We start from the raw sequence: 24,213 nt of genomic DNA on the forward strand, positions 1-24,213 counted from the left end.
CAATCGGCCCGAGCCGGGCGGACCGGCCGGCCCTCGTCGGTGCCGGGCGCCGACCGGCCGGACGTAGGACTGCTCGTGCGAGCCGGGCGCGCGCGGGTGTCCGAGCCGAGCCGATCCGCGTCGAGCAGAGCCGCGTCGCGGCCGGGAGCCGGACAGTCAAGGCCGGTGGTCGGCAGGTCGTCCGGGGCGGCCGGAGAGCCGTCCGGGCTGCCGCCGGAGGCCGGTACCGACGCTGCCCGAGCCGGGGGCGGGGCGCACGCCCCCCGCGCCCACCATGCCCCGGGCTCCCCACGCGTCGCGGGCGTGCGCCGCGCGTCCCGAGCTCGGTCGCCAGGACGGTGGCCGGAGCCGGGCAGCCGTGGGTTGCGGTCGCGCCGGTCGTCCAGACCGGTCGGCCCCGTCGGCAGTCCGGGCCGGTCGTCATGGGGCGTCCGGGCCGGTCGTCGAGCCCGCCGCCCGGATGGCCGACCCGGGGCCGTCACCGGGGGCGAGGTGGGGCGGTGCGGGCGTGGCGGAGAATGGGGGCATGACGGGATCGGGCGAACGGGCGCGGCACTGGCGGTACGCGGAGCTGCCCGACGTCGACCTGCTCCGCGCCCAGTACATACGGAAGACCTTCGTGCGCCACACGCACGAGCACTTCGTCATCGCCGCCATCGCCGACGGTGTGGAGGTCTTCCACCATGGCGGGAGCGACCAGTACGCCGGGGCCGGCTCGCTCGCCCTGGTCAACCCGGACACCCCGCACACGGGGCGGGCCGGAGTGCCGGAGGGATGGCGGTACGGGGCCGTCTACCCGGCGCCCGAGCTGGTGGCCGGGATCGCGGCGGAGACGACGACGCTGCGCGGGGCGCCCGGGTTCGTCCGGCCGGTGCTCGACGACCCGTACACCGTCGAGCTGGTGCACCGCGTGCTGCGGGCCGCCGACGACGGGAACGCGCTCGCCGCCGACACCCTGCTGCGGGTGGCCGTGACCCGGCTGCTGCGGCTGAACGGCGGCCCGCTGCCCCGGCGCCGGGTGCGTACGGCCGGGGCGAGGACGGCGGCACGCGCGCGGGCCGTGCTGGAGGAGCGGATGGCCGACCCGCCGAGCCTGGAGCGGCTCGCCGGGGAGCTGGGGAGCAGCCCGTTCGCGCTGTTGCGGGCCTTCCGGGACGCCTACGGCATGCCGCCCCACACCTGGCTGACGGACGCCCGGGTGCGCCGGGCGCGGCGGCTGCTGGACACGGGGACCTCCCCGGCCGAGGCCGCCGTCGCCGTCGGCTTCACCGACCAGCCGCACCTGAACCGGCACTTCGCGCGGATCGTCGGCGTGCCGCCCGGTGCCTACCAGCGCGAGCGCAAGAACGTACAAGACGCGCGGCGAGGGCTGCTCCTACCGTTCGAGGCGTGACAGAACAGACAGCCCTTCCCGGTGCTCCCGGCACGGAGGCCGACACCAAGCCGGACGCCGCCGTCGTACGGGACGCCCTCGGGGTCGGAGTCGCCGTCGGACTGTCCGGGTTCGCCTTCGGGGTGACCTCGGCCGGCAGCGGACTCACCCTGGCCCAGACCTGCGCCCTCAGCCTCCTGGTGTTCACCGGGGCGTCCCAGTTCGCGCTCGTCGGCGCCCTCGCGGCCGGCGGCAACCCGCTCACCGCGGCGGCTGGAGCCTTCTTCCTGGGCGTGCGCAACGCCTTCTACGGGCTGCGCCTGTCGCAGTTGCTGGCCCTCCCGTGCGCGGTACGGCCGTTCGCCGCGCAGTGGGTCATCGACGAGACGACGGCCGTGGCGCTCGCACAGCCCACCCGGCGCGCCGTCCGGATCGGGTTCACCGTCACCGGGCTCACCCTGTACGTCCTGTGGAACCTCACCACGCTGCTCGGCGCACTGGGCGCGGAGGCCATCGGGGACACCGACGCGTGGGGTCTGGACGCGGCCGGTCCGGCGGTCTTCCTCGCGCTGCTCGCGCCGATGCTCAAGAACACCACCGAGCGCGCGGTCGCCGCCCTGGCCGTCCTCCTGGGCCTCGGCCTGCTGCCCGTGCTGCCCGCGGGCGTGCCCGTCCTGGTGGCCGCGCTGGCGGCGCCGCTCGTCCTGTGGGCGCGCGGACGCCGCGCGGGCGGTGCCGAGGACGGCGCGGTCCGTGGGGCCGCCGAGGGGGAGGGCGAGCGATGAGCGTGTGGATTGCGATCGGCGTCACCGCGGTGGGCTGCTACGCGGTCAAGCTCCTCGGGCTGCTGGTACCCGCGGGCGCCCTGGAACGGCCGCTGGTCCGACGGCTCGCCGCGCTGCTGCCCGTCGCCCTCCTCGCGGCGCTCACCGCCCAGCAGACCTTCGCCGACGGGCAGACGCTCGTGCTGGACGCGCGGGCCGCCGGGGTCGCCGCGGCCGCCGTCGCGCTGCTGCTGCGCGCGCCGTTCCTGCTCGTCGTCGCGGCGGCCGTGGTGGTCACCGCGGGCGTACGGGCCGTGGGCGGCTGAGGCGGCGGGTCAGCCGCACGCGCGGTCAGCCGAGGGGACGGCCGTACGCCCGGAGGGTGCACAGGGCCTCCAGCGTCACCCGGGCGCGGACCTCCAGCGCCGGGACGGGTGCCCGGCGCCGGCGCGACGGCCAGCCGCCGTCGTCCTCCTGCCCGGCGGCGAGGAAGTCGAGAGAGCGGGCCATCTCGTCGTCCGTGAACCACGCGCGCGCGAGCGAACGCGGATCCCTCGCGTAGTCGTGCGGGAAGCGCTGCTCGCCCCGGACGTGGCCCGGCGGGACCCGGTACGCGCCGAGATCGCCCGGGTCCAGCACGGCGAGGCGCTGTTCGCGCACCAGACGACCCAGCCGGTCGGCCGCGGCCTGCGCGCGCGGACGGTCCGGAGCGCTGTCCAGGAAGGCCACGGCGGCCTCGACCTCGCACGGGTGCGGGGACGCCAGCGACTCGGCCGCCTGCCAGCAGAAGTCCGTGGCCCGGAACAGCCAGGCGTGCCAGACCTCGTTGCGGTGCAGCAGTCCGACCACCGGGCCGGTGACGAGCAGCTCCCCGGGAGGGGCGGCCGCGACCGGCACCGAGGGCGCGGCCGGGTTCCCGTCCCGGCTGGCACGGGTCACCGGCAGGGCGCCGTCGGGCGTGGACACGGAGGTCAGATAGCGGCAGACCCGCTCGGCCCGCTGCCCGCCGCAGCGGCCGACGGCGTCCAGGACGCGCAGGGCACACGCGGTGTGCAGGGGCTGACTGGCCGGGCCGCGCAGATCGGGCTCCAGCGCGTGGCCGTACCCGCCGTCCTCGTTGCGGTAGGCCTCCAGCGCGGTCTCCACCGGGCCGGGGTCCCCACCGCGGAAGTGGTACGCGAACAACCGCTGCTCCAGTACGCGCGCGGTGAGCCAGACGAAGTGCTCCGCGCGCGCGAGCGGTGCACGCGTGTCCGGGGTGCGCGGAGGCGCGGGCGGAGGGATCGCGGGGAGTGGGGACGCTCCGGTTTCGGCCATGGGACAGACCGTAGGCCGGAAAGCGGTTCCGGCAGGTGGTCCCGGCTCAGGGCCCACTCTCAGGGGCGGGATACTGGGGGCATGCGGTTGACGGTCTTCTGGGAGCGGATGACGGATCACTTCGGTCCGGGATACGCCGACACCTTCGCGCGCGATCACGTGATGACGGAGCTGGGCGGGCGTACGGTGCACGAGGCGCTGGACGCCGGCTGGGACGCCAAGGACGTGTGGCGAGTGGTCTGCACCGTCATGAACGTGCCGCGGGAACAGCGGTGACGGTTCACGGAGATCGCCGTACCGTGCTCCTCCGTCCGTGGCGTGGGTGAGACTTGCTCCGTGGCATCCACTGACGAGACCGGGCAGACCGCCCGGCACGCATCCCAGGCCGGCACCACGCCGCCCACCGGCCCCCCGGCCGACGCGGCCGTCGCCGGGCCGGGCGCCCGCATGCCGCGCTGGCTGCCGCGCGCCATGGTGCTGGCCCTCGCGCTCATCGCCGCCTTCCAGCTGGGCAGCTGGGCCTTCCACCAGCTCACCGGGCTGCTGATCAACGTCCTCATCGCCTTCTTCCTGGCCCTGGCCATCGAACCGGCGGTGAGCTGGATGGCGGGGCGCGGCATGCGCCGGGGGTTCGCCACCTTCCTCGTCTTCCTCGGCGTCCTGATCGCCGCCGCGGGGTTCGTCACGCTGCTCGGCTCCATGCTCGCCGGGCAGATCGTCAAGATGGTCGAGGACTTCCCGGACTACCTCGACTCCGTCATCAACTGGGTCAACGGCCACTTCCACACCGAACTGCGGCGGGTCGACATCCAGGAGGGCCTGCTCCGCTCCGACTGGCTGCGCAACTACGTGCAGAACAGCGCGACGGGTGTCCTGGACGTGTCGGCCCAGGTCCTGGGCGGCCTCTTCCAGCTGCTGACGGTCGTGCTGTTCTCGTTCTACTTCGCCGCCGACGGCCCCCGGCTGCGGCGCGGACTCTGCTCCATCCTGCCGCCCGCCCGCCAGGCCGAGGTCCTGCGCGCGTGGGAGATCGCCGTGGACAAGACCGGCGGATACCTGTACTCACGCGGGCTGATGGCGCTGATCTCCGGCATCGCGCACTACATCCTCCTGGAGATCCTCGAGGTGCCCTACGCGCCCGCGCTCGCCGTGTGGGTGGGCCTGGTGTCGCAGTTCATCCCGACCATCGGCACCTATCTCGCGGGCGCCCTGCCCATGCTGATCGCCTTCACGGTCAACCCCTGGTACGCGCTGTGGGTGCTGATCTTCGTGGTGGTCTACCAGCAGTTCGAGAACTACGTGCTGCAGCCCAAACTGACGTCCAAGACCGTGGACATCCATCCCGCGGTCGCCTTCGGCTCCGTCATCGCGGGCACCGCCCTGCTCGGCGCCGTCGGCGCGCTGATCGCCATCCCGGCGGTCGCCACGCTGCAGGCGTTCCTCGGGGCGTACGTCAAGCGCTACGACGTCACGGACGATCCGCGCGTCCACGGGCGCCGGGACCGCCGGGCGGTGTCCGGAACGTCCACGCGCCTGCGCAAGCTGTGGGCCCGGCGCCAGGAGCAGGGGCGCCGCCCGGAGGGAGAGGGCTCGGAGGGCCCCGGGGACCGCGGCACCTCCTCCTGAGGCACGGGCGCACGCTCCCCGTACGCCGGCGGGAGCAGGGTCAGCCTTGAGGCTCCTGGGGCTTGGCGTCGATCTCCCGCAGGCCGCGGTCCTTGAAGTCCGTGCGCGTCTCGGTGCGGTGACCGCGGGCGATGTAGTCCCGCACCACCGCCTCGACGGCGTCCTGAGGCGAGCCGACACCGGCCAGCACCATCACTTCCACCACCAGTTCGGCGTCGAGACTGATGCTGACCTTGGCCACGGTGTTCCCCTCTCGTCCCCGCTCCCGGTGCCGCATCCGCATCCAACCACCTGGCTCGCCGGGCCGGGGACGTACGCTCGGAAGTGCCGCGTGGTGCGCTTGACACGAAAATCGAACATCCATTCTTATGGAGGCTCCGGCGGGGCTCGTGGCGGGTGATTCGAGTGGGTTCGGGGGGAGATGCACCCGAGTTATCCACAGGCCGGAGCCGCATCGAGGCCCATTGTCAGTGGCAGGCATTAGCGTCTTTGACGTGAAGCGATCGAATCAAGCAAACCGGGTGGAACCCATGGCAGGAACCGACCGCGAGAAGGCCCTGGACGCCGCGCTCGCACAGATTGAACGGCAGTTCGGCAAGGGCGCCGTGATGCGCCTCGGCGAGCGACCGAACGAGCCCATCGAGGTCATCCCCACCGGGTCGACCGCACTGGACGTCGCCCTCGGCGTCGGCGGCCTGCCGCGTGGCCGTGTGGTGGAGGTGTACGGCCCGGAGTCCTCCGGTAAGACGACCCTGACGCTGCACGCGGTGGCGAACGCGCAGAAGGCAGGCGGCCAGGTCGCCTTCGTGGACGCGGAGCACGCCCTCGACCCCGAGTACGCGAAGAAGCTCGGCGTCGACATCGACAACCTGATCCTCTCCCAGCCGGACAACGGCGAGCAGGCCCTGGAGATCGTGGACATGCTGGTCCGCTCCGGCGCCCTCGACCTCATCGTCATCGACTCCGTCGCCGCGCTCGTCCCGCGCGCGGAGATCGAGGGCGAGATGGGCGACAGCCACGTCGGTCTCCAGGCCCGTCTGATGAGCCAGGCCCTGCGGAAGATCACCAGCGCGCTCAACCAGTCCAAGACCACCGCGATCTTCATCAACCAGCTCCGCGAGAAGATCGGCGTGATGTTCGGCTCTCCGGAGACCACGACCGGTGGCCGGGCGCTGAAGTTCTACGCCTCGGTGCGACTCGACATCCGCCGCATCGAGACGCTGAAGGACGGCACCGACGCGGTCGGCAACCGCACCCGCGTCAAGGTCGTCAAGAACAAGGTCGCGCCGCCCTTCAAGCAGGCCGAGTTCGACATCCTCTACGGCCAGGGCATCAGCCGCGAGGGCGGTCTGATCGACATGGGCGTGGAGAACGGCTTCGTCCGCAAGGCCGGCGCCTGGTACACGTACGAGGGCGACCAGCTCGGCCAGGGCAAGGAGAACGCGCGCAACTTCCTGAAGGACAACCCCGACCTGGCCAACGAGATCGAGAAGAAGATCAAGGAGAAGCTGGGCGTCGGCGTGCGTCCCGAGGAGCCGGTCACCGAGCCCGGCGCGGACGCCGCCTCCGCCGCCCCGGCCGACGCCGCACCGGCGGTGCCCGCGCCCACGACCGCCAAGGCCACCAAGTCCAAGGCCGCGGCAGCCAAGAGCTGACCCGTGACCCGACGAACCGACTGGGCCGAGTACACGAGCGGCTCCGCCGGGCCGGGCGACGACGCGTACGGGGCGGCTGCGGCCTCGTACGAGACGGACCCCTCCGCCGTGGGTCCCCCCGAGGACGGCACGGCGCGCCACGGTGACGGAGAGGCGCGCCGCGGCGGGGGGCGGGGCCGCGGAGCGGGCGGCGCGCGCGGGCGCGGCAGGCGCGAGCGGGCGGAGCCGTCCGCCGAGGACGGAGGTGCCACTTCCTCGTCGAGGGCCGAGAAGGGGGAGCCTCCGCGGGACCCGGTCGAGCAGGCACGGGCGATCTGCCTGCGCCTGCTCACCGGGACCCCGCGCACCCGCAGGCAACTGGCCGACGCCCTGCGCAAGCGGGAGATCCCGGACGAGGCCGCGGAAGACGTGCTGTCCAGGTTCGAGGAGGTCGGCCTCATCAACGACGGGGCCTTCGCGGAGGCCTGGGTGGAGTCACGGCACCACGGCCGCGGGCTGGCCAGGCGCGCCCTCGCCAGAGAGCTGCGCACCAAGGGCGTCGACGCCACGCTCATCGACGCGGCGGTGTCCCGCCTGGACACCGAGCAGGAGGAGGAGACCGCGCGCGACCTGGTCGCCCGCAAGCTGCGCGCCACCCGGGGCCTGGACCGCGACAAGAGGCTGCGCCGCCTCGCGGGCATGCTGGCCCGCAAGGGCTACCCCGAGGGCATGGCCCTGCGGGTGGTCCGCCAGGCGCTGGAGGAGGAGGGCGAGGACACGGAGTACCTCGGCGACGAGGGGTTCTGAGCCGGTGCCCGGCCCGAGGGCACTCGGGGACCGGCCCGGCAGGCGGGCAGGCGGACGAGGACCGCGCGAAATCACCGCCGACCAGGCCTTCGACGTGGCCGGGGCTGACCGTCGCGATCGTGACGGTCCATGGCACCGAAGAGATCCTCGTCGCGCTGAAGGACGGGCGCCTCTCCGCGACGTCCAGGCCCGGCGCCCCGCCCCGCGTGACGTTCGTCATCCCGGGTCCTGACACGGCCCCCGTGGACCGCCCCGCCGACTACTGGGACCGGGTGGCGGCCACCGGCAGGCCCGCCGCGCGCCAGGCCTGGAAGCCGCCGATCAGGTCGGTGGCCCGGTGCAGACCCAGACGGTGCAGCGACTCCGCCGCCAGACTGGAGGCGTAGCCCTCGTCGCACACCACGACCACCCGCACGTCGTGGTCCACCGCCTCGGGGAGGCGGTGGCTGCCCTGCGGGTCCAGACGCCATTCCAGTTCGTTGCGCTCGACCACCAGGGCGCCCGGAATCACACCGTCCCGCTCACGCAGAGCGGCGTACCGGATGTCGACCAGCAGCGCCGTGCCTGCCTCGGCCGCGTCGTACGCCTCCTCCGGTGCGGTCCGCCGGTATCCGGCGCGTACGCGCTCCAGCAGGGCGTCGATGCCCGTGGGCCCGCTCACTGCCAGTCCTGCGGGCGCTCGACCTGCTCCAGGCGCAGGGTCTGCCCGCTGCGGCTGTAGCGGCGGATCTGCGGCAGGGGCGGGTAGTAGGCGTGCACGGAGACGGCGTGGCGGTCGGTCGACTCGTTGAGGACCTCGTGCACGTGGTGCCGGCCGAACGCGCGCCCCTTGCCGACGGTCAGCCGGCGCTCCCGGTCCACACCGTCGCTGAGTTCGAGGGTCTTCCAGCCGTCGGTGGGCAGACGGGCGGCGAGCGCGTTCTCCTTGAGTTCGCCCGCGGCCGTGACGAAGGCGCCCACGGAGTCGGCGTGGTCGTGCCAGCCGGTGCCCGTACCGGGCGGCCAGCCGATCAGCCAGGCCTCGCTGCCGCCCGGGCCGGCCAGCCGCACCCAGGTGCGGCCCTCGGGGTCGAGCGGCAGCGAGGCGATCAGTTCGGCGTCGGCCGCGGCACGCCGTACGAAGTCGAGGAGCTCGGCCTGCGTCGGGGCGGCCGTGGAAGCAGGGGCGGCGGAGGCCGCAGAAAGGGAGGGGAGGGACACGGGTACCGTCCTGGGAGTTCGCGAGGGAGCGCGCGGCGGCACGTCCGAGCGGCGGCGCGCGCGAAGAAGAGGGAAGGCGAATTCAGCAGGACGGACGACACACGCAGCCCGCATAGCGGACGAGGTCCATATGGACCCTCCGCCACAGGCGCACATGGGTGTCGGTCACGATCCGGAGTAGACCATGACGGTGCCGGCCGGTCAACTCAGCGTCACCATGCGGACAGTGCACGTCCCGCCCCCGGCGACCGGGGGCGGGAGAGGAGGGACCGGCGGCGGTCGGCCGGGCGGCGCGGCGGCCCGCTCAACGCGACCCGGCCGCCGCTCCCGCCCCCTCCTCGGCCTCGTTCGCCGCCCCTGCCGTCGCCCCGCCCAGCGCGCTCTCCGCGGCCGCGTAGAGGTCGGCCGGGCGTACCCCGTTCAGCGCCGTGACCAGGTGGCCGTCGGGCCGCACCAGCAGCACGGTGTGCGCCGCGGCACCGGGATAGCTCTCGGTGACCAGCAGCTCGGCACGGTGGGGCAGCGCCGTCACCGCGGCCGCCAGCCTGGGCATGATCCCGGCCGTCACCCAGTGCTTGCGCTCCCACACCCCGGTACCCGGCGCGATCAGCACCACCAGCAGCGCCCCGCGCCCCAGCCGGTCGCGCAGCCGTACGAAGGTGCCGTCCTCCGCCGTGACCCGCACATCGGTGACGGGCGTCCCGGGCGGTGTGCCCACGGGCACCTCACCGGCGAGGTTCTCGGGCGCGAGGGGCGAGTCGGCGTACGTCCCCGGCGCGCCCAGCGTCCCGCGCCCGAGGTGACCGTCCGTCAGCAGCGCGTCGTTGCCGCGGGCCGCGCCGGGGACGTAGGAACGCAGTCCGCCGCCGCCGCGCAGCAGCGGGAGCACTTGGTCGGCGGCGCGCAGCCGCGCGGAGATCGCGGACCGCCGCTCCTCCTGGTAGCTGTCCAGCAGCGCCTCGCGCGGCCCGTGGTGCCAGGCCAGGGCCAGTTTCCAGGCGAGGTTGTCGGCGTCGAGCAGCCCCTCCTCGAGGCCCTGCGTACCCAGCGCGCCCAGCAGGTGCGCCGCGTCCCCGGCGAGCAGCACGCGGCCTGCCCGCCAGCGGCGGGCGAGGCGGTGGTGGACCGTGTGGACGCCGGTGTCGAGGAGCTCGTACGCCGGGGTCGAGCCCTCGGCCCATCCGGTGAGGGTCTCGCGGACCCGGTTCACGAGCAGTTCGGGCGTGACCAGGTCCTTGCCGGGCGGCAGCAGCCAGTCCAGGCGCCACACGCTGTCCGGCAGCGGGCGGCCGACCACCTCACCGGCCCACGGACCGGTCGTCCGCCACGGCGGCATGCGGTGGAGCAGCGCCTCGTCGGACCACGGGAGTTCGGTGCGCAGTGCGGCGACGGCGTATCGTTCCACCGCCGTACGGCCGGGGAAGCGGATGTCCTGGAGCTTGCGGACGGTGGAGCGGGGGCCGTCGCAGCCGACCAGGTAACTGCCGCGCCACCAGGTACCGGCCGGGCCGCGGGTGTGGGCCGTGACGCCGGACTTCTCCTGCTCGATGCCGTCCAGCCGGCTGTCCACGGCGATCCTGACCAGCCGCTCACGCGTGAGCGCCGTGCGCAGGGCGCCGGTCAGCTCGTGCTGGGCGATGTGCAGGGGCGCCGGATCGGCGTCGCCGAACACGACCTCGCGCGTCACCTGCTTGCGCCGCACCGACCGCCATCCGGCCCAACGCGAACCCAGCCCCGTCAGCGGTGTGCCGGTCAGCCGCTCGACGAGCGCGACGGCCTCCTCGCGCAGCACGACGGTGCGCGCGGGGCGCGGTTCGTCCTTGCCCGGCCCCTCGTCGAGGACGACACAGGGCACCTCCTGCCGCGCCAGCGCCAGGGCGAGCGTGAGCCCGACGGGCCCCGCTCCGGTGATGATCACCGGGTCCACGGTGCGGCGCCCCCTGCCCGTGGCGGTGTCCCGGGGGACGTGGGTGAACAGGACATTGGAGCAGGGTGCACGGTCACAGAACGTATGCAACCTATTGCCGCTGCTTGCGTCAAGCGACGGAGGCCGTGGCGATCATGCCACGGCCTCCGTCGATGGTCATACGAGATGACCGTGTGTCAGATGTGCTAGATCTTGCCGACCGCTCCGGCGTCGGCGGTCTCGACGTCGTCCGCACGGAGCACCGCACCGGTCGACTTCTTCCCCCGCCGCAGCCGGCGCTCCAGCCAGCTCGCGAAGCTCGTGAGGGCGAAGTTGAGCGCGATGTAGATCACGGCGACCACGGTGTAGCTGGCGATCACGTTGGCGCCGTAGTAGCCGCTCATCGTGTTGGCCGACGCGAGCAGTTCGGGGAAGGTGAGGATGGCGCCGCCGAGCGCGGTGTCCTTGAGGATCACGACGAGCTGGCTGACGATGGCCGGCAGCATGGCCGTGACCGCCTGCGGCAGCAGGATCAGCCGCATGACCTGGCCCTTGCGCAGCCCGATCGCCATCGCGCCCTCCGCCTGCCCCCTGGGGAGGGCCAGGATGCCGGACCGGACGATCTCGGCGAGGACGGAGGCGTTGTACAGCACCAGGCCGGTGACGACGGCGTAGAGCGGGCGGTCGTCCGAGCTGACGTTCGTGTACTCCGCGAACAGCGCGAGACCGAAGATCATCAGGACCAGCACGGGGATGGACCGGAAGAACTCGACCACGACCGCGGCCGGTACCCGGACCCACTTGTGGTCGGAGAGCCGGGCGATGCCCAGTGCCGCGCCGAGCGGCAGGGCGATGACCACCGCGAGGACCGCGGCCTTCAGGGTGTTCTGCAGACCCGGCCAGATGTACGTCGACCACGCCTCGGTACCGGTGAAGAAGGGCTTCCACAGCGCCCACTCCAGCTGGCCCTTGTCGTTGAGGGTGCTGAACACCCACCACAGCACGGCGGCGAGGGCGACCAGGAAGACGACCGTGAAGAGGATGTTCCGACGCTTGGCGCGGGGGCCCTGGGCGTCGTAGAGGATCGAGCTCATCGCTTCACCGCAACCTTCTTGCCCACCCAGCCGAGGATCAGGCCGGTCGGCAGCGTCAACACCACGAACACGAGAGCGATGACCGCGGAGATGAGCAGCAGCTGAGCCTCGTTCTCGATCATCTCCTTCATCAGCAGCGCCGTTTCCGCCACACCGATGGCGGCGGCGACCGTGGTGTTCTTGATCAGCGCGATCAGCACGTTCGCCAGCGGAACGACGGACGAGCGGAACGCCTGCGGGAGAACCACCAGCCGGAGCACCTGGCTGAAGCTCAGGCCGAGGGCCCGGGCCGCCTCCGCCTGGCCGACCGGCACCGTGTTGATGCCGGAGCGCAGCGCCTCACACACGAACGACGACGTGTAGAGGATCAGGCCCAGGACGGCGAGCCGGAAGTTGATCGTCTCGAAGTCGTTCCCCCCGCCGAGGGTGACCCCCAACGTCTGGTTCAGTCCCAGCGACGCGAACAGAATGATCACGGTCAGCGGGATGTTCCGCACGATGTTCACGTACGCGGTTCCGAAAGCGCGCATCAACGGAACCGGGCCGACCCGCATGGCGGCCAGCATGGTGCCCCAGATCAGGGAGCCGATGGCCGAGAGCACAGCAAGCTGCACTGTCGTCCAGACGGCACCCGCCAGGTCGTAATCCTGAAGAAAGTCGAACACGATCTCCCGCGCTTCCGCGTGTAGGGATGCCCGCCCCGGTGCGCCGCCCCTGCCGTGGGGCGGCGCACCTCGTCAGGCCCGGCCTCAGCTCTTGATGTCGCCGATCTTCGGCGCCGGCTCGTTCTTGTAGTTGGCCGGGCCGAAGTTGTCCTTGACGGCCTTGTCCCACGTCTTGTCCGCGACCATCTCCTCAAGGGCCTTGTTGATCTTGTCCTTGAGGTCGCTGCCCTTCTTGACGCCGATGCCGTAGTTCTCGTTCGTCAGCTTGAAGCCGCCGAGCTTGAACTTGCCCTTGAACTGCGCCTGGGAGGCGTAACCGGCGAGGATCGAGTCGTCCGTGGTCAGCGCGTCGATGGCACCGTTCTGCAGGCCGGGCAGGCAGGCCGAGTACGTCGGGTACGGCTGCAGCTGCGCCTTGGGGGCCAGCTTGTCCTTGACGTTCTGGGCCGAGGTCGAACCGGTGACCGAGCAGAGCTTCGCGTTGTTCAGGTCCTCCGGCGACTTGATCTTGTCGTCGTCGGCACGGAGCAGCACGTCCTGGTGGGCGAGCAGGTAGGGGCCGGCGAAGTCGACCTTCTCCTGGCGCTGCGGGGTGATCGAGTAGGTGGCGGCGATGAAGTCGACGTCACCGCGCTGCAGCATGGTCTCGCGGTCGGCGCTCTTCGACTCCTTCCACTCGATCTGGTCCTCGGTGTAGCCGAGCTTCTTCGCGACGTACGTGGCGACGTCCACGTCGAAGCCCGCGTAGCCGTCCGGGGTCTTCTGGCCGAGGCCGGGCTGGTCGAACTTGATGCCGATGGTGATCTTCTTGCCGTCGCCACCACCGGACGAGCCGCTGTCCTTGTCGTCGCCGCCGCACGCGGTGGCGGTCAGGGCGAGGGCGAGCACGGCGGCCGAGGCGGCGGAGACCTTGCGAAGCTTCATGGTGAACATCCTTTGGCTGTGATCGAGCTGCGATCGGACGATCAGAGGATCAGGCGATCAGATGCGGCCGCCGGGAGCGGGCCGCCGGTGCGGTCGGCGCGGGGCGCCGGAGCCGCTCCGAAGTCTCAGTGGTGCAGGATCTTCGACAGGAAGTCCTTGGCACGGTCGCTGCGCGGATTGCTGAAGAACTGGTCCGGCGTCGCCTCTTCGACGATGCGGCCGTCCGCCATGAACACGACGCGGTTGGCGGCCGAGCGGGCGAAGCCCATCTCGTGCGTGACCACGATCATGGTCATCCCGTCCTCGGCGAGCTGCTTCATGACCTCCAGGACCTCGTTGATCATCTCGGGGTCGAGGGCCGACGTCGGCTCGTCGAAGAGCATGACCTTCGGGTCCATGGCCAGCGCCCGCGCGATGGCGACGCGCTGCTGCTGACCACCGGAGAGCTGCGCGGGGTACTTGTCCGCCTGGGCGCCCACGCCGACCCGGTCGAGCAGGGCGCGGGCCTTCTCCTCGGCCTTCTTGGCGTCGACCTTGCGGACCTTGACCTGGCCCAGCGTCACGTTCTCGAGCACCGTCTTGTGCGCGAAGAGGTTGAACGACTGGAAGACCATGCCGACGTCGGCCCGCAGCCTGGCCAGCTCCTTGCCCTCGGCCGGCAGCGGCTTGCCGTCGATCGTGATCGACCCGTCGTCGATGGTCTCCAGACGGTTGATGGTGCGGCACAGGGTGGACTTACCGGACCCCGAGGGTCCGATGACCACGACGACCTCGCCGCGGTGGATCGTCAGGTCGATGTCCTGGAGTACGTGCAACGCGCCGAAGTGCTTGTTGACACTCTTCAGGACGACCAGTTCGCCGGTCCCAGCCTTGTCTTCCTTGGCCACCGATACTTCGGTCATCGCTCTCGGGCTCCGTCCTCCTGGGTTTCGCAGGACAGTAGTGACCCGGGACACGTCGCGTCTCTACATCTGAGCGAGATCTGAGCATCACGATCCGATAGCAATCGGACACGAGTCGTAGCACTTGTGAGCTGGGCGCATATCGGCCGGATAACTTCGAGCGGCCGCAACCCGAAGCCTCTTGACGCCGTCCCCCTCCATCGGCGTCACTGCACAGGACGCACGCGCGCGTGCCCGTCCCTGACCCGTCCCGATTTCTACCCGTGCCGAGCGTACGGCCGATGAACCGAAGGGAGCCCGGATGAGACTGCTGCTCGTCGAGGACGACAACCACGTGGCCGCCGCCCTGTCCGCGATCCTGGCTCGGCACGGCTTCGACGTCACCCACGCGCGCAGCGGCGAGGAGGCGCTCCAGGCGCTCGTCCCCGAGGTCGACGGCTTCGGCGTCGTCCTGCTCGACCTGGGACTGCCCGACCAGGACGGCTACGAGGTCTGCGGCAAGATCCGCAAGCGCACCAGCACTCCGGTCATCATGGTCACCGCGCGCTCCGACGTGCGCTCCCGCATCCACGGCCTCAATCTCGGCGCCGACGACTACGTGGTCAAGCCGTACGACACCGGGGAACTGCTCGCCCGGATCCACGCCGTCAGCCGGCGCACCGTGCACGAGGAGGCCAACGGGGGCACGGAGACCGTCGTCCGCCTCGGCGCCGTGCGTATCGAGCTGTCGACACGCCAGGTCAGCGTGGACGGTTCGGTCGTCCAACTCACCCGCAAGGAGTTCGATCTGCTCGCCCTGCTCGCCCAGCGCCCCGGTGTGGTCTTCCGCCGCGAGCAGATCATCAGCGAGGTCTGGCGCACCAGCTGGGAGGGGACCGGGCGCACCCTGGAGGTGCACGTCGCCTCCCTGCGGTCCAAACTGCACATGCCTGCGCTGATCGAGACCGTCCGCGGCGTCGGCTACCGCCTCGTCGCCCCGACCGCCTAGCGGGGCCGGGTGAGCACACGCCTGCTCCCGCTGCTCATCGTCCTGATGGCGGCCGTACTGCTCGCGCTCGGCGTCCCGCTCGGCGTCAGCGTCGCCCGCGCGGAGCAGCAGCAGGTCGTCATCGACCGCATCGACGACACGGCACGCTTCGCCGCGCTCGCCCAGTTCGTCACCGAGGACGGGACGGGCGGCTCACGCCAGACGGACACGGACGAGCGGCTGGCGACCCTGCAGACCGAGCTGACCAGCTACTACGAGGTCTACGGCATCAAGGCGGGCGTCTTCTACCGCAACCACATCCCGATGGCCAACGCGCCCACGACGTGGTTCCTGCCGCAGACCGGCGAGGTCCGCGACTCCTTCGACGAGGCGCTGCTCAGCCGCCGCAGCCACGACCCCGCGCAGGTGTGGCCCTGGCAGGACGGCAGGCTCGTGGTGGCCTCGCCGGTCATCCGGGACGGAGACGTGGTCGCCGTCGTCGTCACCGAGTCGCCGACCGACTCGATGCGCTCGGGGACCCTGCGCGGCTGGCTGGTCATCGGCGCCGGGGAGTTCGCCGCGATGCTGCTCGCCGTCGGTGCCGCCCTGCGGCTGACCGGCTGGGTGCTCAGGCCGGTGCGGGTGCTCGACGCCACCACCCACGACATCGCCACCGGGCGGCTCAAGTCCCGGGTCGCGCCGTCCGGGGGGCCGCCCGAGCTCAGACGCCTGGCCCGGTCGTTCAACGAGATGGCCGACCACGTGGAGGACGTGCTGGAGCAGCAGCGCGCCTTCGTCGCCGACGCCTCGCACCAGCTGCGCAACCCGCTCGCCGCACTCCTGCTGCGCATCGAGCTGCTCGCCCTGGAACTGCCCGAGGGAAACCCGGAGATCGCCTCCGTCCAGACCGAGGGCAAACGCCTCGCCCGGGTCCTGGACGACCTGCTCGACCTGGCGCTGGCCGAGCACAGCCAGGCCGACCTGAAGGTCACCGACATCGGCGCGCTGGCCGCCGAGCGGGTGGCGGCCTGGGCGCCGACGGCCGGGGCCAAGGGCGTACGGCTGGTCGGCGACTGCCCGCCGACCACGGGCTGGGCCGACCCGGTGAGTCTGTCGAGTGCCCTGGACGCGGTCATCGACAACGCGGTGAAGTTCACGCCGCGCGGCGAGACCGTCCGGCTCGTGGTGTCCTCCACGGGGGACGCCGCCACCGTCGTCGTCACCGACAACGGTCCCGGACTCACCGACGAGGAGCTCGCGCGCGTGGGCGACCGTTTCTGGCGCAGCGGCCGGCACCAGAACATCAAGGGCTCCGGCCTGGGCCTGTCCATCTGCCGGGCACTGCTCGCGGCGGGCGACGGCTCGATCTCCTTCGGCCACCACGAGCCGCACGGACTGCGGGTCACGGTCACCGTGCCCAGGACCGGCACGGCACCGACGGAGCCGCGGCAGCCGCGGCCCTAGGGTTTGACCGACCGGTAGTAGCGTCGGGCGCCCTCGTGCAGTTCCAGCGGGTCGGTGTAGATCGCGGTGCGCAGGTCCACCAGCTGGGCGGAGTGCACGTGCGCGCCGATGCCGTCGCGGCTGTCGAGCACGGTCCGGGTCAGCCACTCGGTGAGCCGCGGATCGACGTCCGCGCGGGTCATCAGCAGGTTGGACACCGCCATCGTCGGCACCACCGCGCCGTTCTGGACGGTGGGGTAGGCCGACTCCGGCATGTTGGTGGTGCGGTAGTAGCGGGTCGCGCCGCCCGACTCGTGCAGCTTGGTGACCAGGTCGTCGCCGATCGGTACGAACCGGAAGGCGGAGCTCTCCGCTATCTTCTTGAGGCCGTCCGTCGGCACGCCGCCGGACCAGAAGAACGCGTCCAGCTCGTCGCCGAGCCGTCCGGGGCCGGTGTCGATCCCGTCCGCCCGGGGCGTGATGTCCGTCTCGGGGTCGATGCCCACGGCCTTCAGCAGCCGGGTGGCGATCAGCCGCACCCCCGAGTTGGGCAGCCCGATGGCCACCCGCTTGCCGCGCAGGTCGGCCACCGACTGGATGTCCGAGTCACTCGGCACGACCAGCTGCACGTAGTCGTCGTAGAGCCGGGTGACCCCGCGCAGTCCCTCGGCACCCGGGTTGCCGGCCAGTTTGTACGTCTCGACCGCGTCGGCCGCGGCGATGGTGAAGTCGGCCTTCCCGGACGCCACCCGCTCGACGTTCTCCTGCGAGCCCGCGCTGGTGATCAGCCGCACGTTCAGGTCCGGCATGTCCTTGCGCAGCTCGGCGCGCAGCAGCTCGCCGTACTTCTGGTAGACGCCCGCGCGGGTGCCCGTGCTGAACGTGATCGTCCCGCTCGGCGGCTTCTCGCCCAGCGGCAGCAGCCACCACAGCAGCAGCCCGAGCACGACGGCACCGGCGACCGCGCCCCGGACGGCCCGGCGCCTGCCGATACGGGAGAGCAGCGTGGACATGGGGGCGATCCTGCCAGGCGGCACCCGCACTGACCAGGGCCGGGCTCACACGGCGGCACCACGGCACCGCGCGGCACCCGGCACCGGGCGCGCGGACGCCGCCGGCACCGGGGTCAGTCGCCGACCGACGCCTCCGCCTCCGCCGCCCGGGGCGCCCCCTCGGCGGGGCCGGGACGGTCGGGGTTGTCGCGGGGCCGGAAGAGGCGCATCGCCAGCGGCTCGGTGAAGCGCGCGGTGAGAGGGCCGAGGACGACCAGGATGAGGACGTACGCCGTGGCCAGCGGCCCCAGGGACGGCTCGATGCCGGCCGAGACCGCGAGGCCCGCGATGACGATGGAGAACTCGCCGCGCGCCACCAGCGCGCCGCCCGTCCGCCACCGGCCCTTGACGGAGATCCCGGCCCGCCGCGCCGCCCAGTACCCGGTGGCGATCTTCGTCACGGCGGTCAGCAGGGCCAGCGCCAGCGCGGGCAGCAGGACCGGCGGAATGCTGGCCGGGTCCGTGTGCAGGCCGAAGAAGACGAAGAAGACCGCCGCGAACAGGTCCCGCAGCGGGCTCAGCAGCGTGTGCGCGCCCTCCGCGACCTCCCCGGACAGCGCGATGCCCACCAGGAAGGCGCCCACCGCCGCCGACACCTGGAGCTGCTGTGCGACACCGGCGACGAGGATCGTCAGGCCGAGCACCACCAGGAGCAGCTTCTCGGGATCGTCGCTGGAGACGAAACGGGAGATGAGCCGGCCGTAGCGCACCGCCACGAACAGCACCAGTCCCGCCGCGGCCAGCGCGACCGCCAGCGTGATGCTCCCGGTCATCAGACCGGCACCGGCGACCAGGGCCGTGACGATGGGCAGGTACACCGCCATCGCCAGGTCCTCCAGGACCAGCACACTGAGGATCACCGGCGTCTCGCGGTTGCCGACCCGGCCCAGGTCGCCGAGGACCTTCGCGATCACACCGGACGACGAGATCCACGTCACGCCGGCCAGCACCACGGCGGCCACCGGACCCCAGCCCATCAGCAGCGCCGCCACCGCGCCCGGCACCGCGTTGAGCGCGCAGTCGACGAGGCCGGCCGGATAGTGGGACTTGAGGTTGGTGACCAGGTCGCTCGCCGTGTACTCCAGGCCCAGCATCAGCAGCAGGAGGATGACGCCGATCTCGGCGCCGGTCGCGACGAACTCCTCGCTCGCGCCGAGCGGGAGCAGGCCGCCCTCGCCGAAGGCCAGACCGGCCAGCAGGTACAGCGGGATGGGGGAGAGGCGGTAACGGCCGGCGAACCGGCCGAGGAGCCCGAGCCCCAGGATGATGGAACCGAACTCGATCAGCAGAACCGCGGAGTGCACCGGCTCACTCCTGCCCGAGTATCGCCGCGGCGGCGTCGACGCCCTCACGGGTGCCGATGACGATCAAGGTGTCACCACCCACGAGCCGGAAGTCCGGGGCCGGCGAGGGAATCGCCTCGGCCCGTCGCAGCACCGCCACGATCGAGGCTCCCGTGTCGGTCCGCATCCGGGTGTCGCCCAGCAGTCGTCCGTTCCAGCGGGAGGTGGCGGCCACCTCGACCCGCTCGGCGACCAGCCCCAGATCGGTGGTGTAGAGCAGGCTCGCGCTGTGGTGGGAGGGCTTCAGCGCGTCGATCAGCACGCCCGCCTCGGGGCCGCTCAGCCGTAGCGAGTGGGCGCAGGAATCGGGATCGTCGGACCGGTACACGTTCACCGTGCGGGCGCCGTCGCGGTGGGCCACCACCGACAGGTGGCGGTGTTCGCGGGTCACCAGGTCGTACTGGACCCCGATACCCGGGAGCGGCGTCGCCCTCAGGCGTGGAGCTGACACGTGCTTTCCCCTCATTCGTCCTGCGCTGGCTGCCGCGTCGCTCGCTGCCCTTTGCTGCGTCTGTGCACGTGGGTGCCGTGCTCGCGACCTCGCCATGCTGCCATCCGCACGTACGGTGGCGATATGGGTGTCGTGACGGATATACGCAGCCGGTCGCGGTCGGCGAAGCTGGCCGCGGGGGTGTCGTGCGAGCGGGCCGGGAGGAGCGGAAAGAGGAACGTGTCGCTGTTCTGGCGGATCTTCTCGCTCAACGCCGCCGGCCTGGTCGTCGCCACCGCACTGCTGCTGGGACCGGTCACCGTGTCGACCCCCGTGCTGGCCGGGGAGGCCCTCGTCCTGCTGGCGGGCCTCGCGGCACTGCTGGTCGGCAACGCGGTCGTCCTGCGCATCGGACTCACCCCGCTGCACCGGCTGGGCCGGGCCATGTCCACCGCCGACCTGCTGGTGCCCGGAACCCGGCCCACGGTCTCCGGACCGGCCGAGGCGGCGCAGCTGATCGCGACGTACAACACGATGCTGGACCGGCTCCAGGCCGAACGCGCCGCCGGTGCCGGCCGGGCGCTTGAGGCCCAGGAACGCGAACGGCACCGCATCGCGCGCGAACTCCACGACGAGGTCGGCCAGACCCTCACCGCCGTCCTCCTCCAGCTCAAACGCGTCGCCGACCGCGTCCCCGGCGACCTGCGCGACGAGGTGACCCTGGCCCAGGAGGCCACTCGGGCCGGACTCGACGAGATCCGCCGCATCGCGCGCCGCCTGCGGCCCGGCGTCCTGGAGGAACTCGGCCTGGCCAGCGCCCTGCGCTCGCTCGCCACCGAGTTCACCCACCACGGACTGACCGTCCAGCACCAGATCCCCGGTGACCTGCCCCCGCTCGCCCCGGAGGCCGAACTCGTGCTCTACCGGGTCGCCCAGGAGGGCCTGACCAACACCGCCCGCCACGCCTCCGCCGCCCGCGCCGCGCTCACGCTGCGCCCACTGCCGCCGTCCGAGGGCGGCGGTGTCGAACTGCTCGTCCGCGACGACGGCACCGGCCTCGGCACGGCCGCCGAGGGCGCCGGCATCCGCGGGATGCGGGAGCGGGCCCTGCTGATAGGAGCCGACATCCACTTCCAGCCCGCCCCCGGAGGGGGCACCGACGTACGCCTGCGCGTCCCCGCGCCGCCCGGGGACCGTTCCGCAGACCGAACCGGAGACAGCCCCTGATGTCCCAACGGCCCCCGATCCGCGTCCTGCTCGCCGACGACCACACCCTCGTACGCCGCGGAGTCCGCCTCATCCTGGACGGCGAACCCGATCTGACGGTGCTCGCCGAGGCCGGTGACGGTGCCGAAGCGGTCGCGGCCGCGCGTGCCACCGAGGTCGACCTGGCCGTCCTGGACGTCGCCATGCCCCGCATGACCGGCCTCCAGGCGGCCCGCGAACTCTCCCGCCGCCTGCCCGAGCTGCGCATCCTGATCCTGACCATGTACGACAACGAGCAGTACTTCTTCGAGGCCCTCAAGGCGGGCGCCTGCGGATACGTCCTCAAGTCCGTCGCCGACCGCGACCTGGTCGAGGCGTGCCGGGCCGCGGTGCGCGACGAGCCCTTCATCTACCCCGGCGCCGAACGGGCCCTCGTCCGCTCCTACCTGGACCGCGTGCAGGGCGGCGGCGGCCTGCCCGAGCGGCCGATCACCGAGCGCGAGGAGGAGATCCTCAAGCTCGTCGCCGAGGGCCACACCTCCAAGGAGATCGGCGAGCTGCTGTTCATCAGCGCCAAGACCGTCGAACGCCACCGCGCGAACCTCCTGCAGAAGCTCGGCGTCCGCGACCGGCTGGAACTCACCCGGTACGCGATCCGCGCGGGGCTCATCGAGCCGTGAGCCGCGCACCCGGCGCCCGCACCGGCGGTCAGCAGCCGATCGGCGCGGAGCCCACGGCCACGTCGTCGAACCAGAGGGTGTCGTCGCCCGTCGCGTAGCTCTCCCAGCCCAGTCGCAGCGCGGTCGGCCGGGGCGCGCTGCCGCGGGCGAGCCACTGCTGGTCGACGTCCTGCGTCGGCACCCCGTCGGCGTGCAGGCCCGGAACCTGCTCGTCGCCGAGCCAGGTGTCCAGGTGACCGGCCGAGGTGTCGACCGCGAACTGCAGGCACTGCCAGCCGTCCGTCGGCAGCGGCCTGCTCAGCGCGACCCCGGCCGGGCTCTGCGCGGGCAGGGTGGCGTCGTCGCTCTCCCGGTTCCACTGCAGCGCGCCGTTCTGGCCGCCCACGCGCAGCGCCCGGCCGCCCTGCGCCGAGTCCGGCATCGACACGAAGGTGACGTGCGAGGTGGGCAGTGCGGTGGTGTGCCGGACCCACATGCGTCCGTACAGCACGGGCCCGACCGACGACAGGTCCGCGGCATGGGCGACGAAGGCGTGGTTGCAGTACCCGGCCCGGCCGTCCACGCGCAGCGACCTGCCGCCCGCGTGCGACACCGCCGAGTCGACGGCGACCGTGCCCGTGCCCTGGCAGTCGGGCGCGGTGAACCGCCAGTCGCCGGACGGCTCGGGGCCGGCCTGGTCCTCGAAGCCCGAGCAGATCACGGCGTCCCCGCACTCCGCGGAGGGCGGCGGAGTGGTGGCGGGAGGCGTGGTCGGCGGTGGCGTGCCGGTCGGCGGTGTGGTGGTGGGCGGTGTCCCGTCGTCGCCGCAGGAGGAGCCGTTGAGCGCGAAGTCGTCCGGCGCGGGATCGGCGGACCGCCAGGTCCCCTGCACCCCGAACTCGGCGGTGCCGCCGGTGGACAGCGTGCCGTTCCAGTCCGTGTTGACCGCGACGACGGACGCGCCGGACTGCGTGACGGCCGCGTTCCACGCCGACGTCACCTGCTGATCGCCGGTGTAGGTCCAGGTCAGACGCCAGTCGTTCACCGCGGGGCCGAGATTGGTGACCCGCACCCGGGCGGTGTAGCCGCCCGCCCACGCGTCGACGGTGTAGTCGACCCGGCAGGCGGCAGCCGCCGCACCGCTCGCGGGCATCGCCACCAGGACCGACACGACCAGCGCCACGGCGGCCACCGCCGCGGTCCAGGGCCGGCGCAGTAATCGGAGAACTCGGGTGCGCACAGGGTGCCTCCAGTGCGGGAGAGGGAATGCGTGAGCGCCACACGGCATATGGGAGCGCTCCCACCACAGGAGAGCGGGTCTGACGGTGTACTGTCAATATGTGCGCGGCACTGGGCGCGATCGTGACCGCCTACTCTTGTTGCCATGAGCAGCATCGACCGGAGCCAGGCAGTGGGCGGCACGCGCACCTACGAAGTACGCACCTACGGGTGCCAGATGAACGTCCACGACTCCGAGCGATTGTCCGGTCTGCTGGAAGACGCGGGCTACGTCCGAGCCCCCGAGAGCGCCGACGGCGACGCGGACGTCGTCGTCTTCAACACCTGCGCCGTACGGGAGAACGCCGACAACAAGCTGTACGGCAACCTCGGCCACCTCGCCCCCAAGAAGGCGAGCCGCCCCGGCATGCAGATCGCGGTCGGCGGCTGCCTGGCGCAGAAGGACCGCGACACCATCGTGAAGAGGGCCCCCTGGGTGGACGTCGTCTTCGGCACCCACAACATCGGCAAGCTCCCGGTGCTGCTGGAGCGCGCCCGCGTGCAGGAGGAGGCGCAGGTCGAGATCGCCGAGTCCCTGGAGGCGTTCCCGTCCACGCTGCCCACCCGGCGCGAGAGCGCGTACGCGGCCTGGGTGTCCATCTCCGTCGGCTGCAACAACACCTGCACCTTCTGCATCGTCCCGGCGCTGCGCGGCAAGGAGAAGGACCGCCGGCCCGGCGACATCCTCGCCGAGGTCGAGGCCCTGGTCGCCGAGGGCGTCAGCGAGATCACCCTGCTCGGGCAGAACGTCAACGCCTACGGCTCCGACATCGGCGACCGCGAGGCGTTCAGCAAGCTGCTGCGCGCCTGCGGGAACATCGACGGTCTGGAGCGCGTCCGCTTCACCTCCCCGCACCCGCGCGACTTCACCGACGACGTCATCGCCGCGATGGCCGAGACGCCGAACGCGATGCCGCAGCTGCACATGCCGCTCCAGTCCGGCTCCGACCCGGTGCTCAAGGCGATGCGCCGCTCCTACCGCCAGGAGCGCTACCTCGGCATCATCGAGAAGGTGCGGGCCGCCATCCCGCACGCCGCGATCACCACCGACATCATCGTGGGCTTCCCGGGCGAGACCGAGGAGGATTTCGAGCAGACCCTGCACGTGGTGCGCGAGGCCCGGTTCGCCCAGGCCTTCACCTTCCAGTACTCCAAGCGGCCCGGGACCCCGGCCGCCGAGATGGACGGCCAGATCCCCAAGGCGGTCGTCCAGGAGCGCTACGAGCGCCTGGTCGCCCTCCAGGAGGAGATCTCCTGGGAGGAGAACAAGAAGCAGGTCGGCCGCACCCTGGAGCTGATGGTCGCCGAGGGCGAGGGCCGCAAGGACGGCGCCACCCACCGCCTCTCCGGCCGCGCCCCCGACAACCGCCTGGTGCACTTCACCAAGCCCGACCAGGAGGTCCGCCCCGGCGACGTGGTGACGGTCGAGGTCACCTACGCCGCGCCGCACCACCTCCTCGCCGAGGGCGCGGTGCTCGACGTGCGCCGCACGCGCGCGGGCGACGCCTGGGAGAAGCGCAACACGGCCGAGCAGGCCAAGCCGGCCGGTGTGCTCCTCGGCCTGCCGAAGATCGGCGTCCCCGAGCCCCAGCCGGCAGTGGCGAGCGGCTGCGGCTGCGACTGA

The 24,213-nt window shown here is 72.2% G+C and carries 26 protein-coding genes; 12 read left to right on the forward strand and 14 right to left on the reverse strand.

From position 1 onward, the window contains the following. Nucleotides 1-526 precede the first annotated feature (526 nt). The 3 genes from BZZ08_RS05740 to BZZ08_RS05750 are packed head-to-tail and all read left to right on the forward strand — an operon-like array spanning nt 527 to nt 2,462. Complete coding sequence (locus BZZ08_RS05740) at nt 527-1,393, forward strand: AraC family transcriptional regulator (protein WP_104631038.1); 867 nt, start codon at nt 527-529, stop codon at nt 1,391-1,393. Continuing rightward, nucleotides 1,390-2,157: an AzlC family ABC transporter permease gene (locus BZZ08_RS05745; RefSeq protein WP_104631039.1), complete on the forward strand. Its 768-nt coding sequence runs from the start codon at nt 1,390-1,392 to the stop codon at nt 2,155-2,157. Before BZZ08_RS05740 ends, BZZ08_RS05745 begins: the two co-directional genes overlap by 4 nt. Continuing rightward, complete coding sequence (locus tag BZZ08_RS05750; protein WP_104631040.1) at nt 2,154-2,462, forward strand: AzlD domain-containing protein; 309 nt, start codon at nt 2,154-2,156, stop codon at nt 2,460-2,462. Before BZZ08_RS05745 ends, BZZ08_RS05750 begins: the two co-directional genes overlap by 4 nt. A 25-nt stretch (nt 2,463-2,487) precedes the next feature. Here the strand turns inward: BZZ08_RS05750 and BZZ08_RS05755 are convergent, their stop codons facing one another. Beyond that, the gene (locus BZZ08_RS05755) at nt 2,488-3,453 is read right to left on the reverse strand and encodes a hypothetical protein (protein ID WP_198601308.1); all 966 of its coding nucleotides are present in this window, start codon (nt 3,451-3,453) and stop codon (nt 2,488-2,490) included. A gap of 81 nt (nt 3,454-3,534) precedes the next feature. Between BZZ08_RS05755 and BZZ08_RS05760 the strand changes: the two genes are divergently transcribed. Then, nucleotides 3,535-3,729: a DUF3046 domain-containing protein gene (locus BZZ08_RS05760; RefSeq protein WP_003973258.1), complete on the forward strand. Its 195-nt coding sequence runs from the start codon at nt 3,535-3,537 to the stop codon at nt 3,727-3,729. Nucleotides 3,730-3,789: 60 nt separating this feature from the next. After that, complete coding sequence (locus BZZ08_RS05765) at nt 3,790-5,079, forward strand: AI-2E family transporter (RefSeq protein WP_198601309.1); 1,290 nt, start codon at nt 3,790-3,792, stop codon at nt 5,077-5,079. Between the two features lie 40 nt (nt 5,080-5,119). Here BZZ08_RS05765 and BZZ08_RS05770 read toward each other — a convergent pair whose 3' ends face one another. Further along, a complete protein-coding gene (locus BZZ08_RS05770; RefSeq protein WP_104631152.1) occupies nt 5,120-5,320 on the reverse strand; it encodes a DUF2191 domain-containing protein in 201 nt (66 codons plus the stop codon). A 289-nt stretch (nt 5,321-5,609) separates the two neighbouring features. Between BZZ08_RS05770 and recA the strand changes: the two genes are divergently transcribed. After that, nucleotides 5,610-6,734, forward strand: a complete 1,125-nt coding sequence (recA, locus tag BZZ08_RS05775) for a recombinase RecA (protein ID WP_104631042.1) — start codon at nt 5,610-5,612, stop codon at nt 6,732-6,734. Between the two features lie 3 nt (nt 6,735-6,737). Continuing rightward, nucleotides 6,738-7,520, forward strand: a complete 783-nt coding sequence (recX, locus tag BZZ08_RS05780) for a recombination regulator RecX (protein WP_198601310.1) — start codon at nt 6,738-6,740, stop codon at nt 7,518-7,520. 259 nt (nt 7,521-7,779) lie between these two features. Here the strand turns inward: recX and BZZ08_RS05785 are convergent, their stop codons facing one another. The 8 genes from BZZ08_RS05785 to BZZ08_RS05815 all read right to left on the reverse strand — a co-directional run bounded on the left by BZZ08_RS05785 (nt 7,780) and on the right by BZZ08_RS05815 (nt 14,211). Beyond that, a complete protein-coding gene (locus BZZ08_RS05785; RefSeq protein WP_104631043.1) occupies nt 7,780-8,181 on the reverse strand; it encodes a rhodanese-like domain-containing protein in 402 nt (133 codons plus the stop codon). After that, entirely contained in the window at nt 8,178-8,720 is a 543-nt protein-coding gene (locus BZZ08_RS05790) for a cysteine dioxygenase (protein ID WP_104631044.1), read from the reverse strand. Before BZZ08_RS05790 ends, BZZ08_RS05785 begins: the two co-directional genes overlap by 4 nt. An 82-nt stretch (nt 8,721-8,802) precedes the next feature. Beyond that, a complete protein-coding gene (locus tag BZZ08_RS40070; protein ID WP_446750234.1) occupies nt 8,803-8,952 on the reverse strand; it encodes a putative leader peptide in 150 nt (49 codons plus the stop codon). Between the two features lie 72 nt (nt 8,953-9,024). Further along, nucleotides 9,025-10,647, reverse strand: a complete 1,623-nt coding sequence (locus BZZ08_RS05795) for an FAD-dependent monooxygenase (protein ID WP_104631045.1) — start codon at nt 10,645-10,647, stop codon at nt 9,025-9,027. A 185-nt stretch (nt 10,648-10,832) separates the two neighbouring features. Next, nucleotides 10,833-11,720: an amino acid ABC transporter permease gene (locus BZZ08_RS05800; protein ID WP_104631046.1), complete on the reverse strand. Its 888-nt coding sequence runs from the start codon at nt 11,718-11,720 to the stop codon at nt 10,833-10,835. Next, nucleotides 11,717-12,385 (reverse strand): amino acid ABC transporter permease, encoded by a 669-nt coding sequence (locus BZZ08_RS05805; RefSeq protein WP_104631047.1) that lies wholly within the window; start codon nt 12,383-12,385, stop codon nt 11,717-11,719. The genes BZZ08_RS05800 and BZZ08_RS05805 overlap by 4 nt, the downstream gene beginning before the upstream one ends. An 84-nt stretch (nt 12,386-12,469) precedes the next feature. Further along, on the reverse strand, nt 12,470-13,309 hold the full coding sequence (locus BZZ08_RS05810; RefSeq protein WP_104631048.1) for a glutamate ABC transporter substrate-binding protein: 840 nt from the start codon (nt 13,307-13,309) through the stop codon (nt 12,470-12,472). A 125-nt stretch (nt 13,310-13,434) separates the two neighbouring features. Next, nucleotides 13,435-14,211 carry an amino acid ABC transporter ATP-binding protein gene (locus tag BZZ08_RS05815; protein WP_076976639.1) on the reverse strand — a complete coding sequence of 259 codons (777 nt, stop codon included), beginning with the start codon at nt 14,209-14,211 and terminating at the stop codon, nt 13,435-13,437. 301 nt (nt 14,212-14,512) lie between these two features. On the opposite strand from BZZ08_RS05815, the gene BZZ08_RS05820 reads away from it, so the two are divergent. Then, nucleotides 14,513-15,199: a response regulator transcription factor gene (locus BZZ08_RS05820; protein WP_104631049.1), complete on the forward strand. Its 687-nt coding sequence runs from the start codon at nt 14,513-14,515 to the stop codon at nt 15,197-15,199. Between the two features lie 9 nt (nt 15,200-15,208). Further along, nucleotides 15,209-16,642, forward strand: coding sequence for a HAMP domain-containing sensor histidine kinase (locus BZZ08_RS05825; protein ID WP_104631050.1), 1,434 nt, complete (start codon nt 15,209-15,211; stop codon nt 16,640-16,642). On the opposite strand, the gene BZZ08_RS05830 is transcribed toward BZZ08_RS05825, so the two are convergent. The 3 genes from BZZ08_RS05830 to BZZ08_RS05840 all read right to left on the reverse strand — a co-directional run bounded on the left by BZZ08_RS05830 (nt 16,639) and on the right by BZZ08_RS05840 (nt 19,467). Then, nucleotides 16,639-17,634, reverse strand: a complete 996-nt coding sequence (locus tag BZZ08_RS05830; protein ID WP_104631051.1) for a TAXI family TRAP transporter solute-binding subunit — start codon at nt 17,632-17,634, stop codon at nt 16,639-16,641. The genes BZZ08_RS05825 and BZZ08_RS05830 overlap by 4 nt on opposite strands. A 113-nt stretch (nt 17,635-17,747) precedes the next feature. Continuing rightward, nucleotides 17,748-18,977, reverse strand: coding sequence for a cation:proton antiporter (locus BZZ08_RS05835; protein WP_104631052.1), 1,230 nt, complete (start codon nt 18,975-18,977; stop codon nt 17,748-17,750). 4 nt (nt 18,978-18,981) lie between these two features. Beyond that, the gene (locus tag BZZ08_RS05840) at nt 18,982-19,467 is read right to left on the reverse strand and encodes a cation:proton antiporter regulatory subunit (protein WP_104631053.1); all 486 of its coding nucleotides are present in this window, start codon (nt 19,465-19,467) and stop codon (nt 18,982-18,984) included. Nucleotides 19,468-19,590: 123 nt separating this feature from the next. On the opposite strand from BZZ08_RS05840, the gene BZZ08_RS05845 reads away from it, so the two are divergent. Both BZZ08_RS05845 and BZZ08_RS05850 read left to right on the forward strand, forming a co-directional pair. Next, a complete protein-coding gene (locus BZZ08_RS05845; RefSeq protein WP_104631054.1) occupies nt 19,591-20,673 on the forward strand; it encodes a HAMP domain-containing sensor histidine kinase in 1,083 nt (360 codons plus the stop codon). Next, the gene (locus BZZ08_RS05850) at nt 20,673-21,332 is read left to right on the forward strand and encodes a response regulator (protein ID WP_104631055.1); all 660 of its coding nucleotides are present in this window, start codon (nt 20,673-20,675) and stop codon (nt 21,330-21,332) included. Before BZZ08_RS05845 ends, BZZ08_RS05850 begins: the two co-directional genes overlap by 1 nt. Before the next feature lie 28 nt (nt 21,333-21,360). Here BZZ08_RS05850 and BZZ08_RS05855 read toward each other — a convergent pair whose 3' ends face one another. Continuing rightward, on the reverse strand, nt 21,361-22,551 hold the full coding sequence (locus BZZ08_RS05855; RefSeq protein WP_104631056.1) for a cellulose-binding domain-containing protein: 1,191 nt from the start codon (nt 22,549-22,551) through the stop codon (nt 21,361-21,363). A 144-nt stretch (nt 22,552-22,695) separates the two neighbouring features. Between BZZ08_RS05855 and miaB the strand changes: the two genes are divergently transcribed. Further along, entirely contained in the window at nt 22,696-24,213 is a 1,518-nt protein-coding gene (miaB, locus tag BZZ08_RS05860) for a tRNA (N6-isopentenyl adenosine(37)-C2)-methylthiotransferase MiaB (RefSeq protein ID WP_104631057.1), read from the forward strand.

This window comes from Streptomyces sp. MH60 (assembly GCF_002939385.1).
In the GTDB taxonomy this organism is placed as follows: domain Bacteria; phylum Actinomycetota; class Actinomycetes; order Streptomycetales; family Streptomycetaceae; genus Streptomyces.

Bases quoted from the DNA above. Each gene is read 5' to 3' on its own strand.
- BZZ08_RS05740 (WP_104631038.1), top strand. From the start codon at position 527: ATGACGGGATCGGGCGAACGGGCGCGGCACTGGCGGTACGCGGAGCTG.
- BZZ08_RS05750 (WP_104631040.1), top strand. From the start codon at position 2,154: ATGAGCGTGTGGATTGCGATCGGCGTCACCGCGGTGGGCTGCTACGCG.
- BZZ08_RS05755 (WP_198601308.1), bottom strand. From the start codon at position 3,453: ATGGCCGAAACCGGAGCGTCCCCACTCCCCGCGATCCCTCCGCCCGCG.
- BZZ08_RS05760 (WP_003973258.1), top strand. From the start codon at position 3,535: ATGCGGTTGACGGTCTTCTGGGAGCGGATGACGGATCACTTCGGTCCG.
- recA (WP_104631042.1), top strand. From the start codon at position 5,610: ATGGCAGGAACCGACCGCGAGAAGGCCCTGGACGCCGCGCTCGCACAG.
- BZZ08_RS05800 (WP_104631046.1), bottom strand. From the start codon at position 11,720: ATGAGCTCGATCCTCTACGACGCCCAGGGCCCCCGCGCCAAGCGTCGG.
- BZZ08_RS05810 (WP_104631048.1), bottom strand. From the start codon at position 13,309: ATGAAGCTTCGCAAGGTCTCCGCCGCCTCGGCCGCCGTGCTCGCCCTC.
- BZZ08_RS05815 (WP_076976639.1), bottom strand. From the start codon at position 14,211: ATGACCGAAGTATCGGTGGCCAAGGAAGACAAGGCTGGGACCGGCGAA.
- BZZ08_RS05820 (WP_104631049.1), top strand. From the start codon at position 14,513: ATGAGACTGCTGCTCGTCGAGGACGACAACCACGTGGCCGCCGCCCTG.
- BZZ08_RS05830 (WP_104631051.1), bottom strand. From the start codon at position 17,634: ATGTCCACGCTGCTCTCCCGTATCGGCAGGCGCCGGGCCGTCCGGGGC.
- BZZ08_RS05845 (WP_104631054.1), top strand. From the start codon at position 19,591: ATGGGTGTCGTGACGGATATACGCAGCCGGTCGCGGTCGGCGAAGCTG.
- BZZ08_RS05850 (WP_104631055.1), top strand. From the start codon at position 20,673: ATGTCCCAACGGCCCCCGATCCGCGTCCTGCTCGCCGACGACCACACC.
- miaB (WP_104631057.1), top strand. From the start codon at position 22,696: ATGAGCAGCATCGACCGGAGCCAGGCAGTGGGCGGCACGCGCACCTAC.